This window comes from Kordia sp. (assembly GCF_050633145.1).
Lineage (GTDB): Bacteria > Bacteroidota > Bacteroidia > Flavobacteriales > Flavobacteriaceae > Kordia.
The window spans coordinates 1-14,507 of record NZ_JBOEFY010000042.1; the positions used below are offsets into that span (position 1 = coordinate 1).

12 protein-coding genes are annotated in these 14,507 nt (G+C 33.1%); 4 read left to right on the forward strand and 8 right to left on the reverse strand.

Annotated elements, in window-relative coordinates:
* Window positions 1–650 precede the first annotated feature (650 nt).
* Window positions 651–2,576 carry a YfbK domain-containing protein gene (locus ACRBBL_RS19700; protein ID WP_431370799.1) on the reverse strand — a complete coding sequence of 642 codons (1,926 nt, stop codon included), beginning with the start codon at window positions 2,574–2,576 and terminating at the stop codon, window positions 651–653.
* A gap of 419 nt (window positions 2,577–2,995) precedes the next feature.
* The gene (locus ACRBBL_RS19705; RefSeq protein ID WP_431370800.1) at window positions 2,996–4,084 is read right to left on the reverse strand and encodes an AMP-binding protein; all 1,089 of its coding nucleotides are present in this window, start codon (window positions 4,082–4,084) and stop codon (window positions 2,996–2,998) included.
* Window positions 4,085–4,251: 167 nt separating this feature from the next.
* Here ACRBBL_RS19705 and ACRBBL_RS19710 point away from each other — a divergent pair, with 167 nt between their 5' ends.
* The 3 genes from ACRBBL_RS19710 to ACRBBL_RS19720 all read left to right on the forward strand — a co-directional run bounded on the left by ACRBBL_RS19710 (window position 4,252) and on the right by ACRBBL_RS19720 (window position 8,671).
* Window positions 4,252–6,147 carry a DUF3857 domain-containing protein gene (locus ACRBBL_RS19710; protein WP_431370801.1) on the forward strand — a complete coding sequence of 632 codons (1,896 nt, stop codon included), beginning with the start codon at window positions 4,252–4,254 and terminating at the stop codon, window positions 6,145–6,147.
* 10 nt (window positions 6,148–6,157) lie between these two features.
* Window positions 6,158–8,086, forward strand: coding sequence for a hypothetical protein (locus tag ACRBBL_RS19715; RefSeq protein WP_431370802.1), 1,929 nt, complete (start codon window positions 6,158–6,160; stop codon window positions 8,084–8,086).
* A 345-nt stretch (window positions 8,087–8,431) separates the two neighbouring features.
* Complete coding sequence (locus ACRBBL_RS19720; protein WP_431370803.1) at window positions 8,432–8,671, forward strand: hypothetical protein; 240 nt, start codon at window positions 8,432–8,434, stop codon at window positions 8,669–8,671.
* A 76-nt stretch (window positions 8,672–8,747) separates the two neighbouring features.
* Here ACRBBL_RS19720 and ACRBBL_RS19725 read toward each other — a convergent pair whose 3' ends face one another.
* From ACRBBL_RS19725 to menA, 6 genes are all read right to left on the reverse strand, one after another.
* Entirely contained in the window at window positions 8,748–9,152 is a 405-nt protein-coding gene (locus ACRBBL_RS19725; RefSeq protein WP_431370804.1) for a DUF2500 domain-containing protein, read from the reverse strand.
* Window positions 9,153–9,184: 32 nt separating this feature from the next.
* Window positions 9,185–9,610, reverse strand: coding sequence for a DUF2500 family protein (locus tag ACRBBL_RS19730; RefSeq protein ID WP_431370805.1), 426 nt, complete (start codon window positions 9,608–9,610; stop codon window positions 9,185–9,187).
* An 85-nt stretch (window positions 9,611–9,695) separates the two neighbouring features.
* Entirely contained in the window at window positions 9,696–10,634 is a 939-nt protein-coding gene (locus tag ACRBBL_RS19735; protein ID WP_431370806.1) for a CPBP family intramembrane glutamic endopeptidase, read from the reverse strand.
* A 3-nt stretch (window positions 10,635–10,637) separates the two neighbouring features.
* Window positions 10,638–11,684: an o-succinylbenzoate synthase gene (locus tag ACRBBL_RS19740; RefSeq protein ID WP_431370807.1), complete on the reverse strand. Its 1,047-nt coding sequence runs from the start codon at window positions 11,682–11,684 to the stop codon at window positions 10,638–10,640.
* Window positions 11,685–11,780: 96 nt separating this feature from the next.
* Window positions 11,781–12,458, reverse strand: coding sequence for a metal-dependent hydrolase (locus ACRBBL_RS19745; RefSeq protein WP_431370808.1), 678 nt, complete (start codon window positions 12,456–12,458; stop codon window positions 11,781–11,783).
* Window positions 12,459–12,505: 47 nt separating this feature from the next.
* Window positions 12,506–13,453 (reverse strand): 1,4-dihydroxy-2-naphthoate octaprenyltransferase, encoded by a 948-nt coding sequence (gene menA / locus ACRBBL_RS19750; protein WP_431370809.1) that lies wholly within the window; start codon window positions 13,451–13,453, stop codon window positions 12,506–12,508.
* A gap of 141 nt (window positions 13,454–13,594) precedes the next feature.
* Here menA and ACRBBL_RS19755 point away from each other — a divergent pair, with 141 nt between their 5' ends.
* Window positions 13,595–14,413: a DUF695 domain-containing protein gene (locus ACRBBL_RS19755; protein ID WP_431370810.1), complete on the forward strand. Its 819-nt coding sequence runs from the start codon at window positions 13,595–13,597 to the stop codon at window positions 14,411–14,413.
* Window positions 14,414–14,507: the final 94 nt, after the last annotated feature.

Consider the following 14,507-nt stretch of genomic DNA (forward strand, 5'->3'; position numbering starts at 1 on the left):
TAGAAGTGCTTTTCGCTTAGATCGCTAGCTCTTAGTAGCAGTATTTCGCGTAAGTGATTGAGAGATTTGTTGAAGCTCCTCGTAGAGAGCGACTCTCGAAAGCGCGACCTCTGAGTTTTCAGAGGATACGCCAAAATTATTGGTTTATTTTTTCAATTTAGTCATCAAAAAGTCTAAAATCTACTTTGAAACTTCTCAATACTCAATACAAACAACTCAAAACCAACTTAAAAGTTATCTAAATAAGAAAAGGCCTAGTAAACTAATTACCAGACCTTTTCCCCCTAAAAAACCTAAAATAACCTAATCTTTATTTCGTTTTGAAAGCAAAGATTCGCTTCTTAATAAGTCACAAACTCTATGCCATTCTATATATTTTTTGTGATTTTTTTAACAGAAAAAGAAAAACCTAATAAATAAGAATTTTACTCAATAATTGAGATCTATAATACCAGCGGCTTGCACTACTATTTTATGTGAATTCTTTACAGATTCTTCACAGATTTTTCCATGAAGTCGTATTTATTAGGTTTTTCAAAACAACTAAACAACCAACCTTTCGTTTATTCTATATTAAAAGTACGTTAGTACTTTTGATTCTGAAACCCATATTGAGCAAACACGCTGTATTGATGAGTAAAGTGACACACTTACTTAGTTGGTGTCGGTGTCGCCTTTACCAATCGGATAAACTCTGCTCTATATCCATTCTTGTCATTTCCTCTACCCAATTCAGCTAAAGCTACTACATCTTCTATTTTTGAATTGTTGTGAAATTCAGAATTACGTAATTGCATTCCAAACAGTGCAACAGCAGCTGTAAAGTTGAAATCGGTTGATGCATTTTTTGCTACTTCATTTTCAACTACTGTTTTTAACTGAATGCTTCTTTTTTTGTTTGGCTTTTTGTAACGTATTTTTACCGTAAGTAATTCGTTTGAATATGATTTTTTATCAACATTCTTAGTTGTATACTTTAAATCGTCAACGTCTTTTAAATAGTCCGTTTTCACACCAACAGGAATAATTTCATACAAAGCCGTTACTGTATGTCCTGCGCCTAATTCCCCTGCATCTTTTTTATCGTCTTTAAAGTCTTCATCATTTAACAATCTGTTTTCATAACCAATTAAGCGATATCCTTGTACTGTATTTGGGTTAAATTCCAATTGTAACTTTACATCTTTAGCTATGGTATATAATGTTCCGCCAAATTCTTTTCCAAATATTTTATAGGCTTCCTGCATTGTATCAACATACGCATGATTTCCATTTCCTTTATCAGCCAACAGTTCCAAACGATCGTCTTGATAATTACCCATTCCAAAACCTAATACAGATAAATACACGCCTGTTTCACGTTTCTTTTCAATTAAGGTTTCCATAGCGTCTCTACTTGTTTGCCCAACATTAAAGTCTCCATCAGTAGCCATAATAACACGGTTATTACCTTTTTTAATAAAGTTATCCGTTGCAATTTTATATGCCAATTCAATTCCAGCACCACCAGCAGTAGATCCTCCAGATGTTAAATTGTTCAAAGCATTTATAATTTTTTCCTTTTCATCTCCAGAAGTTGGTTCTAGCACCAATCCGGCTGCACCAGCATATACTACAATAGCAACTTTGTCTTCTTTTCGCATTTTGTCAACCATTAATTTGAATGCTTTCTTTAATAATGGCAATTTATTTTGTGACGACATTGACCCTGAGACATCTATTAAAAATGTAAAGTTTGATGGTGGAATTTTTTCTAACGGAATCTCTTTTCCTTTCAATGCAATTTTTAACAACTTTGTATCTTTATTCCATGGTGTTACACCAACTTCTGTATGAACTACTAACGGATGTCTTCCTTTTGGTTGCTTGTAATCGTATTCAAAGTAATTAATCATTTCCTCAATTTTCACAGCATCCGCAGGAATCGTTGTTCCGTTATTAATCATTCGTCTCACATTGCTATACGAAGCTTTATCCACATCAATTGAAAATGTTGATAATGGAGTGAGTGTAGCTCTTTTAAATATATTTTCGTTGATTTCTTTGTATGATTCGTTTGAAACTTGCGGCAGCGGATTTTGATAAGACATATTTCCACTTAAAGAAGCGCGCCCTCTGATAATTATTTTTGAGGATTGCCCCGGTTGTCCACTTCCAGTATTTACAGAAACTCCAGCTGCAGTTCCTTGAAGCACTTGATTTATGTTTCTTGATTCAACAACTGCTACGGCAGAAGCTACTGCCATTTTTTCTTTTTTTATTCCTTGCGCTACTACGACTACCTCATCTAGAGTGGTGTCTCCTTTCATTTGAACATTCATAGTCGCTTGTGTTACTACAATATCTTGTGTAGAAAATCCAACATACGAAAAGACTAAAATAGCTCCGACGTTGGTTTGTATTTTATATTTTCCATCAAAATCAGTAGTCACTCCTTTAGTTGTTCCTTTTATTAAGATGGATGTACCTGGTAATGGCAGTCCAGAATCGTCTGTTACCTGTCCGCTGACTTCAATTTTTTGTGCCCATGCTTGGTTAATTACCAAGAACAAGCATAGCGTTAAGAGTTTTTTCATCACGTATTGTTTTAAAAGTTCCCTACGAAACTAGGAATCAATGGTGTGCTAAAAAACTGTAATTGAGTGAAGTGATGGTTTGGGTTAGGGAAAAGAAATTTTAAATGTAAAATGGTAAATTTTAAATAGCTAACATAATTTATGCAGATTTCGTTAGCGTATCGTTTTCTATATAGAACTTTTGAAGTTGGGTTTTGCATCTCGACTGCGCTCGATGTGACAACTTCTGAACTAAATTCTCTACAAACCTATTTTGCGAATTCGTTTTTGTGTGAATTTGAAACTAAAATGCAAAAAACGTCACTTCGATTGATTTTTGCTAGAAAATTGTATCGAGAAGTACTATGAAAAGTAGAAGTTTCTGAGTAGATCTCGATACAACGAATCATAGATTCGCCACTCGATCAGACGTTTTTTTATCATAAACCAAGCAAAGCGACAGTTTTAGTTCGTTGCACTTTTCCAGTATTGGTTTCTGAGAATTTTTGCACTGTATACATAGCTTTTGGAATTTCGAACTTGGAGAGTTTTTTTGAATCTTTGATTGCTTTTAGAAGTTGTGAAGCATCCAATTGTTGTGCTACATCTTCTACAAGCAAAATCAACTTTTTTCCTAGCTGCTCATCAGCAATAGCCGAAACAAAAAATCGTGCATTGATCAATGGACTTAGCTTCTCCTCTATTTGTTCAGGATGTAATTTGATGCCGCCACTATTAATTACATTGTCATATCTTCCTAACCAATCAAATTCAGTTTCAGAAATGATTTCCACCACATCATTCGTGATAATTTTTTCTTCGGTGATTCTTGGCGCATCAATAACTAAACAATTTCGATCGTCCGTACGAATCTGAATATTTGGTAAGGTTGTATAAATTGATGTTACTCCTTTCGGCTGATGATTTAATGGTTTGGCTGCAATATGCGTGATGGTTTCTGTCATTCCATACGTAGCATAAATTTTGGTCGAAATTGCTTGCAAACGTTCAATTAAAGCACTAGAAGCTGGCGCACCACCAACAATTAAGGTTTTGATTTGATCTAAATTTTCTAATGAATTTTCAACTTGTAATGGAACCATCGCACAGAAATCATACTTTTTTTGAAGCTTCTCTAAGGGATTTGAACTCGGTGCAACTAAATCTAACGACCATCCTAAAACCATGGCACGAACCAACATCATTTTTCCCGCAATAAAGTTTGAAGGCAAACATTGCAAAGCAGAATTCCCTTCTTTGATTCCAAAAAAGTCTCCTGTAGCCAATGCCGAATGTACCATTGCTTGTTTACTCAAACGTATTTGCTTTGGTTTCCCCGTTGATCCAGATGTAAATACATCTACATACGCTTTCTCATCGAGCCAATCGATTAAAAAATTACCAATAGTTTGTTCATACTGTTTTCCCTCTTTTACAAAACGGTAAGCAACTTCTTTTAAGGCTTTTTTATCAAAGTAATTACCATTTAATGTAAACTTTGGGTGAATATTTTTAAAGCTTGGAATCATTTTTGTTAATTGTTCTATAAAATTAAAGATTCACATTGAGAAATCGGCGATTTCTTGCAGAGTTTTTAGTATTTTAGTGGTTCATGCTTCCTTTTAAACATACTATTCCTTGAGAAGATTTGTTTGTACTAAAGTAGGTTTCTCCACATGAGTTTAAATTGTATTTTATGACAACATCCTATTTGAAATTCCCAGTATTGCTACTACTTTTTGTAGCGAATGTTTGCTTTGCGCAGAAAAATGCTTCCGAAGATTTCCGTTTTTTAGAACGTACCGAAAATATTAAAATCAACCTGAATAAAGGAGCATTCAATATTGTAAAGAGCATTCACAAAAAAGGTGAATACTTGACAGCTAACAATTTGTATTATGCAAACGAAGTGCTTCATTTTGATGGCTTTACCGAATTGAAAGATATTGAAGCAACAACCTATTTACCAGCTTCAGGAAAAACACTAGAGGTCGATTATATAGAAACAAAGCACGAATTTGATGATGGTATTTTTTACAGCGATCAGCAAACGAAAAACTTCACCTTTCCTGGTGTAACAAAAGGTGCAATTACCAATTTAAAGTATAAAGAAGTTAGTACTGAACCGCATTTTTTAGGTTTGTTTCGTTTTGGAACATATGCACCAACACAAAAAGCTGTGTTACGTATAGAGTTTCCTAAGAATGTAGAAATTGGATATAGAGAGTTTCACACCGAAAACATCAAAATTAATTTTAAGAAAGAAGAAACAAAGAATAGCAATGTGTATACATGGACTAGCGAAAATGTAGCCAAGTTTACATCGGAAGATGATGCTGAAGCTGCTTTGTATTATTTACCTCATGTTATTTTACACATTAAAAATTACACAGAAAAAGGCAAAACGATTCCTATTCTAAATAATGTAAAGGATTTGTATAGTTGGTACGCATCCTTAGCCAAACAAGTAGATGAAAATGATTTAAAGAAAGTATATCAAATTGCGGAAGATATTGCAAAAAAGTACAACACAGATCGTGAAAAAGCAGAAGCAATTTATAATTGGGTTCAAGAGAATATTACCTATGTTGCTTTTGAAGATGGCTTAGGCGGATTCATTCCACGAGGCGCCGCAAGTGTTTGCAAAAACCGTTATGGCGATTGTAAGGACATGGCAAATTTGCTGTATGTGATGCTGAATCGTGTTGGAATTCCATCGTATAGAACGTGGATTGGTACGCGCGATCGTCCGTATTTGTATGACGAAGTGCCAACACCAATGGTAGACAATCACATGATCACAGCTACGGTAATTGATAAGGATACCATTTTTATTGATGGAACCGATAGTTATGTCAATTTTGGAATGCCAAGTTCATTTACACAAACAAAAGAAGCCTTGATTGGAATTTCTCCAGAAAAATTTGTCTTGAAAAAAGTTCCTGTGCAACCTTCTACAAAAAGTAAAACTTCTATTAACACGACCATTACTTTTGAAAACGGCAACATCAAAGCTTCAGAAAAACGAGTGATGACAGGTTATGAAAGAGTCGGTTTTGTTACAGATTATGTATACAAGAAAAAAGACAATACCGAAGAAGAGTTTTTAAATACAACGCTTGCTTTAGGGAATAATAAAACAAAGTATCAAAACATTGAGGTTTCACCTTTAGAATCAAAGTATCAAACATTGACAGTTGCTTTTGATTTACTGATTGAGAGTTACGCTAAAACTATTGGTTCAAAAACCATTTTAAACCTCAACATTGACCGTATTTTATCGAAAGGGAAAATAGATATTGAAGCGCGTAAATATGCAAAAAAGATTGATCATCAGTTCCAAAAGGAATATACAACTACGTTTATTGTCCCTGCAGGTTACAAAGTGACTTCAGTTCCAAAACCTATTAAATATGACGGAAAAGCATACGGTTTCGACATTCATTACGAAAAACAAGAAGGTAAAATCATTCAACATAAAACCATCTACATAAATACATTACGTGTAGAAAAAGAAGACTTTGAAGATTGGAATGGTTTCATCAAAAAATTAATCAAAGCCTACAAAAAAAGTATCATCATTGAAAAATAAATTAATACCTATGAGAGCAGTTATTGTCATCCTTTTATGTTTGTGCACCACACAAGCGTTTTCTCAATTTTATAAAGAATACGATTGGGCAAAAAAGCCAACATTGCATACACTTTCTGAAAAAGAAGCCAACGAATCTTCGATTTCTATTATGGAAAAATACATAGTAGAATACGTTGTTCCTTCCTTTGGAAATGATTTAAAGAAGTTTGAAACTACGCATACAATTGCACGTGTTCATGACGAAAAAGGAATTAAAACGCACAATACAGTATATATTTCTATGTATGAAGTTATCAATATTGTAGATATTAAAGCGCGAACAATTACACCTGACGGCAAAATAACACTGTTGAATAAAGACAACATCAAAGAAGTTAAAAATGTTGAAGAATACGGTGATTTCAAAATCTTTGCAATTGAAGGTGCCGAAAAAGATTCAGAAATTGAAATCTTGTATACTTTAGAAAAAGAATACTCTGCTTTTGGTAGGGAAACATTACAGAAAAGTTATCCGATTAAAAAGTTAGAATACGATTTTATTTATGGAAAACTTCCAGCTCGTATAAAAGCATATAACGCTATCGGCAACTTTACGAATGCTAATTATGGGAAAAACTCAGGAAAACAATTAGTGTTAGAAAATATTGTTCCGATGATTGATGAAGAATACGCAACACCAAATTCAAATAAAACGTATGTAGCATATCAATGTTTTGGTCCTGGTACAAATGTTACAGATGATATGTTATGGAGCAATGTAGTGACGAATATTACCACGGGAATGTTTCCTGAAAAAGTACATCCTGAGATTGCAAAAATTGTTGAAACGATTTTGAAAGATCAAAAAACTGACGATTATACTAAAGCGTATTTGATTGATGATTATGTAAAGAAAAACTACACGATTGTACAAAACAATAATCCGCAACTTTCTGATATTGACTATATTGTTAAGAATAAATCGGCAAGTGACTTGGGAGTTATCAAAGTCTATTCGCACTTATTAGAAGCTGCAAAAGTGGAATATATGCCAGTCATTACAGCAGATGTGTATGAGCATAAGTTTGATTCTGAATTTTTCAATCCAACTGCTTTGCGCGAATTTTTAATCTACATTCCAAAAACCTATAATTATATTACACCAAATAGAGTGGATTATCGTTTGAGTGAAATTCCACCAAATATTCTTGGAAATACTGGAATTTATGTAAATAAGAAGAAACAGTTTAGCTTTTACAAAATTCTGCAAAAAGATCAAGATTACAGTCGCGTGGCACGTAACATGAATATTTCATTTGAAGATGACATGGAATATGTAAAAATCAACCAAAATCAAGAGTATTACGGACATTGGGCAATGAACAATCGTGCGTATTTAAACTTAGCTCCAGAGCAAGCTATTAAAGAATATGAAGACTATTTAACAGGTTCTGGAATTGAAGATAAAGTGGTTAAAAAATACGAAACACAAAATCAGGAAATGACACAATTGGAATACAACAAACCATTTTTGGTGAGTAGTACAATTAACTCAGAATCTTTGTTAGAAGAAGCTGGTGACAGTTATATTTTTCAGGTTGGAAAAGTCATAGGAACGCAAAGTGAATTGTATCAAGAAACCAAGCGTGTCAATCCAATTCAGATGCAATACCCGAATCGTTATAACTATGAAATCATTGTAAACATTCCAACAGATTATGAAGTTGAAGGTTTGGAATCGCTCATTATAAAAAAAGAGTTATTGGATGAAGAAGGCAATCAAAAATGTAAGTTTGAATCCAATTACAAATTGCAAGGCAATAAACTCACTATTACTATTGAAGAATTCTATAAGGAATTTGAGTATGATATTGCTGAATACGAAGGTTTCCGCGAAGTAATTAATGCTGCTTCTGACTTTAATAAAGCGGCTATTTTAATGAATCCGAAAGAGTAATATTCGACGCACATTTCATTCCAACAAAACTATTCGATATTTTTAAAAACAAGAATAAAACTGTGGTTACTGCAGTTTTATTCTTGTTTTAGTTTGTATAATTTCTATTTTCTTAAGTCAAGAAGTTGATGGTGTAACGGTAGATAAATAATCTATTTTTTGAACAATTTATAAGTCTGTCAAATATGGCGGTTTTTTTATGCAAAATATAAGTAAGTAATGTAAAATTACTTTTTCTTCTCACACAAAACAAAGATAAAATCTATATTTTTTTAATATTTTTCTTTCATTTTTATGAATATTTTACTAACTTAAGTTATTATTAATCAACAAATTACAATAACCATGAAAAAAAAAGAAATTAAAAATTTAAAATTGAACAAGAAATCTATTTCTCATTTAAGTTCACACAGCGTTAATGGTGGAGCAGCATCATTTCCAACATTAGGAGTTATTTGTACAATTACAATCCCAGTATCAATAGCTGCCTGTACAAGATGGGACGGTTGCGACCTTCCTACTATCGGACATGATGATGGTTCTATTTGCTTAAGTAAAGAAGCCGATTGGTGTAACGGTAGATAAAATACGCTCCAATTATTAATTCTAAAGTCCGTCAAATATGGCGGGCTTTTTTGTTTGATGTCAAATTAATATTTTACTAATCCTCAATTTTAAATTGCGTGCTATTTTTAGAGGAAGTATCGTCTTCAAACTCCGCAGCAAGCTTATCTCGTTGAAAAGAATGGAAACGCTTTCGCTGATAGTTTAAATAGCCGATATCATTTTCTGCTATTTGATCAAATTCTGGTTCAGAAATTTTAAATGTATGACGTTCTGCTGTATCTAAATCTTCAAACGTAACTTTAAATACGTTTTTAGAATAATTTTTATTTCGTTGGCGACTTTGCACTCGTTTGTCTACCACTTTTACAGGGATTTCAAGTACTGGAGCATTATTGTTTTGTACTTTTTCATTAATTCCATTAAAGATAGAATATACTATAAATACACCTATTGTAATGACTACTATTACAAAAAGTGCATCAAATTGTGAACCGCTCATAGAGAAATTATTTTTTGTTATTAAAAATTATATTATTCTTCAATTTTAAATTGTAAATCACCTCTAGAAGAAGCATCATTCTCAAATTCTGCTGCGCCTTCATCACGTTGAAAAGAATGATAACGCTTCCGCTGATAGGTTAAATAGCCTATATCATCTTCTATAATTTTATCAAATTTTGATTCATTCATTGTAAACGTATGGCGAATTCCAGTATGTAAATGCTCAAAAGTAATTTTGTATGTATGCCAAGTTGAAGAATCGTTATAATTATCATCATTCATACTTGTACTTGTATTAGTTTTAACACGTTTTTCAACAACAACGACAGGAATTTGAAGAATAGGAGCTTTATCATTCTTCCTTTTCTCTATTATTCCATTCGATATAATCTTGTAAAAGATACTGACAATGAATCCAAAAATCAGAAAGAAAAAAATAAAAAAGACTGCTTCCATAATATAGTAGAGAAGTTTTAGTTAGTTAATTTTCACTTAATGAGACATTTATTCTTACAAAACGTTACATTCGTATTGAAAAAATTTACAACGGAGCTTCTAACTCAACCGTAGTCTCTGTAGCACTTGGCACGCGACCAAGCAGCTTTTCTTTCCAGTTATTCCATTTGTATTTTTTAGTGAAAATGATCAAAATAATTGGATATGCTATTAAAATTGGCACTAAGATTCCAAAAAACGAAACCGTCGTTTCTGGAGAAGTATACTTAAATAAAGAGTCGGTTTGCAAAGCAGAATAATCTGCAGTGACCAATGTTGCCGCTAGAAAGTTGTTTGCAAAATGAAATCCTAAAGCCAGTTCTAAACCTTCATCCATTAAAGTCATAATTCCTAAAAACAAACCTGTTCCAATATAGAAAACCATTGTAATTCCGCCCATTTCGGCTACTTCAGGATTTGCCGAATGCATCAATCCAAATAATACCGAAGTTGCTAGTAATGGAAACCATCTGTTTTTAGCAATGATTCCTATTTGCTGCATAAAATATCCTCTAAAAAGATATTCTTCAAAGCCAATTTGAAAAGGAAAAAGTATCAAACTCAATACAATCAATATAATAAAACTCACAGGTTTAAAATCTAACGTAACCATTCCGGGATACAGATAGCATTCTATTCCAAAAGCTATTATTCCTAAGAAAAAGACCAAACCGAATGAAAAAGCGACTCGTTTTAAATCAATTTTACTCCGTGCTGTTGTGAGTGATACTAAACTTCGTCTATGTAAAAAAAGTACCAGACCAAATAGCATCAATAATAAAAACACAAAGAAAGATAAGTTTAGTACAAACATAAAATTATTGCTCTGCATCGAATTGGAGAGTTCTTCCATTTGTTTCATGGTATCTACATCGCCAAACAATACATAAATGATATTTGCCACAAAAATTGCAAGCGTTAATACCGTTGTCATAATGACTTTCCAAGGAGCATTATCTCCTTTATAAGCTTGTTGTATAAACATCTGTTATGCGTTTTTTATATATGGGACATTCCATGACAAGTTTGTGTCATAACGCAATGCTCCGTTTTGTATGATGAGTGGCGAATTGAAATTGTTGGTATACAAACCTCCTGTACCTAAACCTTGTGGCAATTTGCTTTGTAATGTATATGTCCACTGCGCAATGGCATTGAGACCAATATTACTTTCTAATGCACTTGTAATCCACCAATCAATATGTTGCTTGGCAGCTAGTGAAATCCATTCGTTGCTTCCTGTATAACCGCCAACCAAACTCGGCTTTAAGATAATGAATTGTGGCTGAATGGTTTCTAGTATTTTTTTCTTGTCGGATGTATGAAAAACTCCAATCAATTCTTCATCGAGTGCAATTGGCAATGGCGTAACTTCACAAAGCTTTGCCATTTCTTCTAATTGTCCTTGTTTGATAGGTTGTTCGATGGAATGTAAGTCCAGCTCAGACAACCGTTTAAGCTTTTCTAATGCTGTTGAAGGTGTAAATGCACCATTAGCATCTACACGCAATTCAATGTCGTTGACAGCGTATTCTTTGCGAATGCTTTGTAATAGTTTGATTTCCGTGTCAAAATCAATCGCACCAATTTTCATTTTAATACAGGAAAAACCTGCCGCGAGTTTGTCTTTTATTTGTGATTTCATAAAAGTTTCATCGCCCATCCAAATTAAACCATTGATATTAATTGCTTCTTTACCATCTGTAAATTCGGATGGATGCAATAGATATGGTGATGCTGAGTTTAGTGATCGAAACGCTTGTTCTACACCAAACTGAATTGATGGAAACTCAATTAATTCTTGCAATAAGACTTGTTCTCCTAAATGAATATGTTCACAAGTCCAACGCAACTTTTCTTCATATTCGGGCACATCGTCAATACTTAAACTTCGCAAAATTCCGCATTCTCCTATTCCTTGTTTTCCTTCTGAAACAATATGAATAAACCATGTTTCCTTTTGTTTCAATATGCCACGTGATGTTCCACTTGGGCGCTTAAAATCTAAAATATGTTTGTGATAGGTTGCTTGCATGTTTGATTTTTAGACTGATATGACTAGCATCTCGACTGCGCTCGATGTGACATCATGAATTTACAAATAGCACACTGAGCGGAGTCTAAGTGTAACTTAAATTTCTATACTATTCCCTATTTCCAACAGGATCAAATCTTTCTGTTTTTTAGAAAATTTTTGTTCTGCTTCCTCTTGATCGATTTTTATTGGAGGAAAAGAATCGTAATGATATCCTAAGACTTTATCACATGCTACAAAATCACTTGCAATAATTGCATCATCTACGCCCATTGTAAACGTATCTCCAATTGGAAAAATAGCCAAATCTAGTTTTGTTTGTAGCGGAATGAGTTTCATATCGTATGTCAAAGCTGTATCGCCAGCAATGTAAATTGACTTTCTACCTACTGTAAGCACAAAACCTCCTGGTTGTCCGCCATACGAACCATCTGGAAACGATGATGTATGAATGGCATTTACATATTTCGCCGAAAATGCTTGTGTCTTGTACGTTCCTCCGTGATTCATTGCAAACACATTAAAGTTTTTTGCGCCATAATGCATCGCTATTTCATAATTAGAAACAATTGTAGCGCCTGTATTTTTGGCAATAGTTTCTACATCTAAAATATGATCTTGATGTGCATGCGTTACAAAAATATAATCTGCATCTAATTCGTTTACATCAATATGAGAAGCTAAAGAATTTCCTGAAATAAAAGGATCTACAATAATGCTGATTTCGTCAAATTCAATATGCAGTGAAGCATGTCCTAAATAGGTGATTTTCATGATGTGATTTGTTTTTTTAAATATATATACTTTTTTCTTGTGTCTTTTTAATTAAAAATTGCAAATAGTAGTGCATACAAAAAAGTACTCAAAGCAACTTTTTTAAGTTCAGGATCAAGTTCTTTAAGAATGATGTTTTTTCCAACTACAACCATGTTCATTATCAATGGAATAAAAGCAATCAGAATTATAAATTGTTTTGGTGAATAGTAGTTTCTAATAATAAATGAATGTGTACAAATATATGCGCCAATAATCAATGCATAATGATATAATTTTGCATTTTTACTTCCCATTTTTACAACTATTGTATTTTTTCCGTGTGCTTTGTCTTTGATACGATCGCGCATATTATTTAAATTCAATACCGCAGCACTTAGCAATCCTATAGCTGTTGCAGGTAAGAAAACATCAAAATTCAATGATTTTGTGTATAAAAAGTAACTTCCAACAACACTTAACCATCCGAAGAAAAGAAATACAAAAATATCACCCAAACCAGAATATCCATACGCGCTTTTCCCAACGGTATACTTTACAGCAGCAATAATAGCAGCGATTCCTAAGAATAAAAACAAAATTGAATAACCGAAGTTTTCACTACCAAAAGCAACGTAAATCAATGATAAAGCAAAAATAAACGTAATAATTGCCGTAATAATCATGGCATTTTTCATTTGCTTTGGCGAAATAATTCCTGAAGCAACCATGCGCTGTTCTCCTTCTCTATCATCATCTGTACCACGAATTCCATCTCCATAATCATTTGCAAAATTTGATAATACTTGAAATCCTATGGTTGTTAAAATAGCTAAAATGAAGATTGAATACTTTGTATAATAATGATAACATCCAAAACAACACGTAAACAATCCGTCACTACTCTCCGAATGATTATTTATTGAAAAATTGACCAACGAACAACCAACTATAATTCCAGAAATGGACAAGGGTAAAGTACGTAATCGTGCAGCTGCAAGCCAAGGTTTTATCATCTATAAAAGTTTCAGTAAAGATACAATTTTAAACAAGTAATAAAAGAGAGCTTTTGTGGTTTTTAATCATAATATTCTATTAATTTTTATGTGCAATTCTGAGTTTTACTTACATTGCAAGAAGTTTTATTTATTCATAGCATGAACATAGCATTTCGCATCTTATTCTTCTTTTTTGCTGTCACTTTCGTGAACGGACAAGAAACTCAAATTTGGAATACCTATCAAGCCAAACAAGAGAAAGGCGTGAGCTCTACGAATTTGCGAATGGATTTGATTGAAAAAGCACCAATTAACGGATATGACTTCCTTTTTTATGTGAAGATTAAATACAGAGTTACCAAAGAAAGTGACTTTCCTATTGGGAATAAGCTGAAAAAAATGTACCTAATTAAAGATGCTATTTATGACAAAATGCAATCTGTTTCGGATGATAGTTTTTATGTAGGTTCGTTTATGTTTGATGGAAGTCGTTTTGAGTATTACTATGTAAAAGATGCTTCCGATATTGAACGTCATATAGACAAACTTTTCAAAAATAAATTCCGTGGTGAGAAGTATGAAGTCTTTGTAAAGTCTGATCCTGCTTGGGATTTGTATATCAATTTTTTATATCCGAATGATGAAATCAAAAATTTCATGTCCAATCGTGATACGGTAATTCAGTTAAAAAATGCAGGTGATGATGTTGTGAGTCCACGAAAAATTGAGCATTACGCTACATTTTCAACGATGAATGAAATGAATTTGTTTGCTGCAGCCATTGAAAAACTTTCGTATACAATTGATTATAAGAAGAAAGTCAAAAACGATAAATTTCCTCACGAAGTTAAGTTTTACCGAGACAATTCGGTTACTCTAGAAAACACCATGAAATTCACTACAGAACTCATCAATCTTGCAAAAGAGATGAACGGGAATTATGATGGTTGGGAAACGTTTGTGGTGAAAAAGCAGTAGTTTTTTTAGACTCGCTTTGCTTTTAGACCGCTAACGCTTTTAGATATTTAGATCGCTTCGCTTTTAGATTCTTGGCTGTTGGCTGTTGGCTGTT

Coding starts and splice junctions, on each gene's coding strand:
- ACRBBL_RS19705 (WP_431370800.1), bottom strand. CDS start 4,084: ATGATTCCAAGCTTTAAAAATATTCACCCAAAGTTTACATTAAATGGT.
- ACRBBL_RS19735 (WP_431370806.1), bottom strand. CDS start 10,634: ATGTTTATACAACAAGCTTATAAAGGAGATAATGCTCCTTGGAAAGTC.
- ACRBBL_RS19740 (WP_431370807.1), bottom strand. CDS start 11,684: ATGCAAGCAACCTATCACAAACATATTTTAGATTTTAAGCGCCCAAGT.
- ACRBBL_RS19710 (WP_431370801.1), top strand. CDS start 4,252: ATGACAACATCCTATTTGAAATTCCCAGTATTGCTACTACTTTTTGTA.
- ACRBBL_RS19730 (WP_431370805.1), bottom strand. CDS start 9,610: ATGGAAGCAGTCTTTTTTATTTTTTTCTTTCTGATTTTTGGATTCATT.
- ACRBBL_RS19715 (WP_431370802.1), top strand. CDS start 6,158: ATGAGAGCAGTTATTGTCATCCTTTTATGTTTGTGCACCACACAAGCG.
- ACRBBL_RS19700 (WP_431370799.1), bottom strand. CDS start 2,576: ATGAAAAAACTCTTAACGCTATGCTTGTTCTTGGTAATTAACCAAGCA.
- menA (WP_431370809.1), bottom strand. CDS start 13,453: ATGATAAAACCTTGGCTTGCAGCTGCACGATTACGTACTTTACCCTTG.
- ACRBBL_RS19720 (WP_431370803.1), top strand. CDS start 8,432: ATGAAAAAAAAAGAAATTAAAAATTTAAAATTGAACAAGAAATCTATT.
- ACRBBL_RS19745 (WP_431370808.1), bottom strand. CDS start 12,458: ATGAAAATCACCTATTTAGGACATGCTTCACTGCATATTGAATTTGAC.
- ACRBBL_RS19755 (WP_431370810.1), top strand. CDS start 13,595: ATGAACATAGCATTTCGCATCTTATTCTTCTTTTTTGCTGTCACTTTC.
- ACRBBL_RS19725 (WP_431370804.1), bottom strand. CDS start 9,152: ATGAGCGGTTCACAATTTGATGCACTTTTTGTAATAGTAGTCATTACA.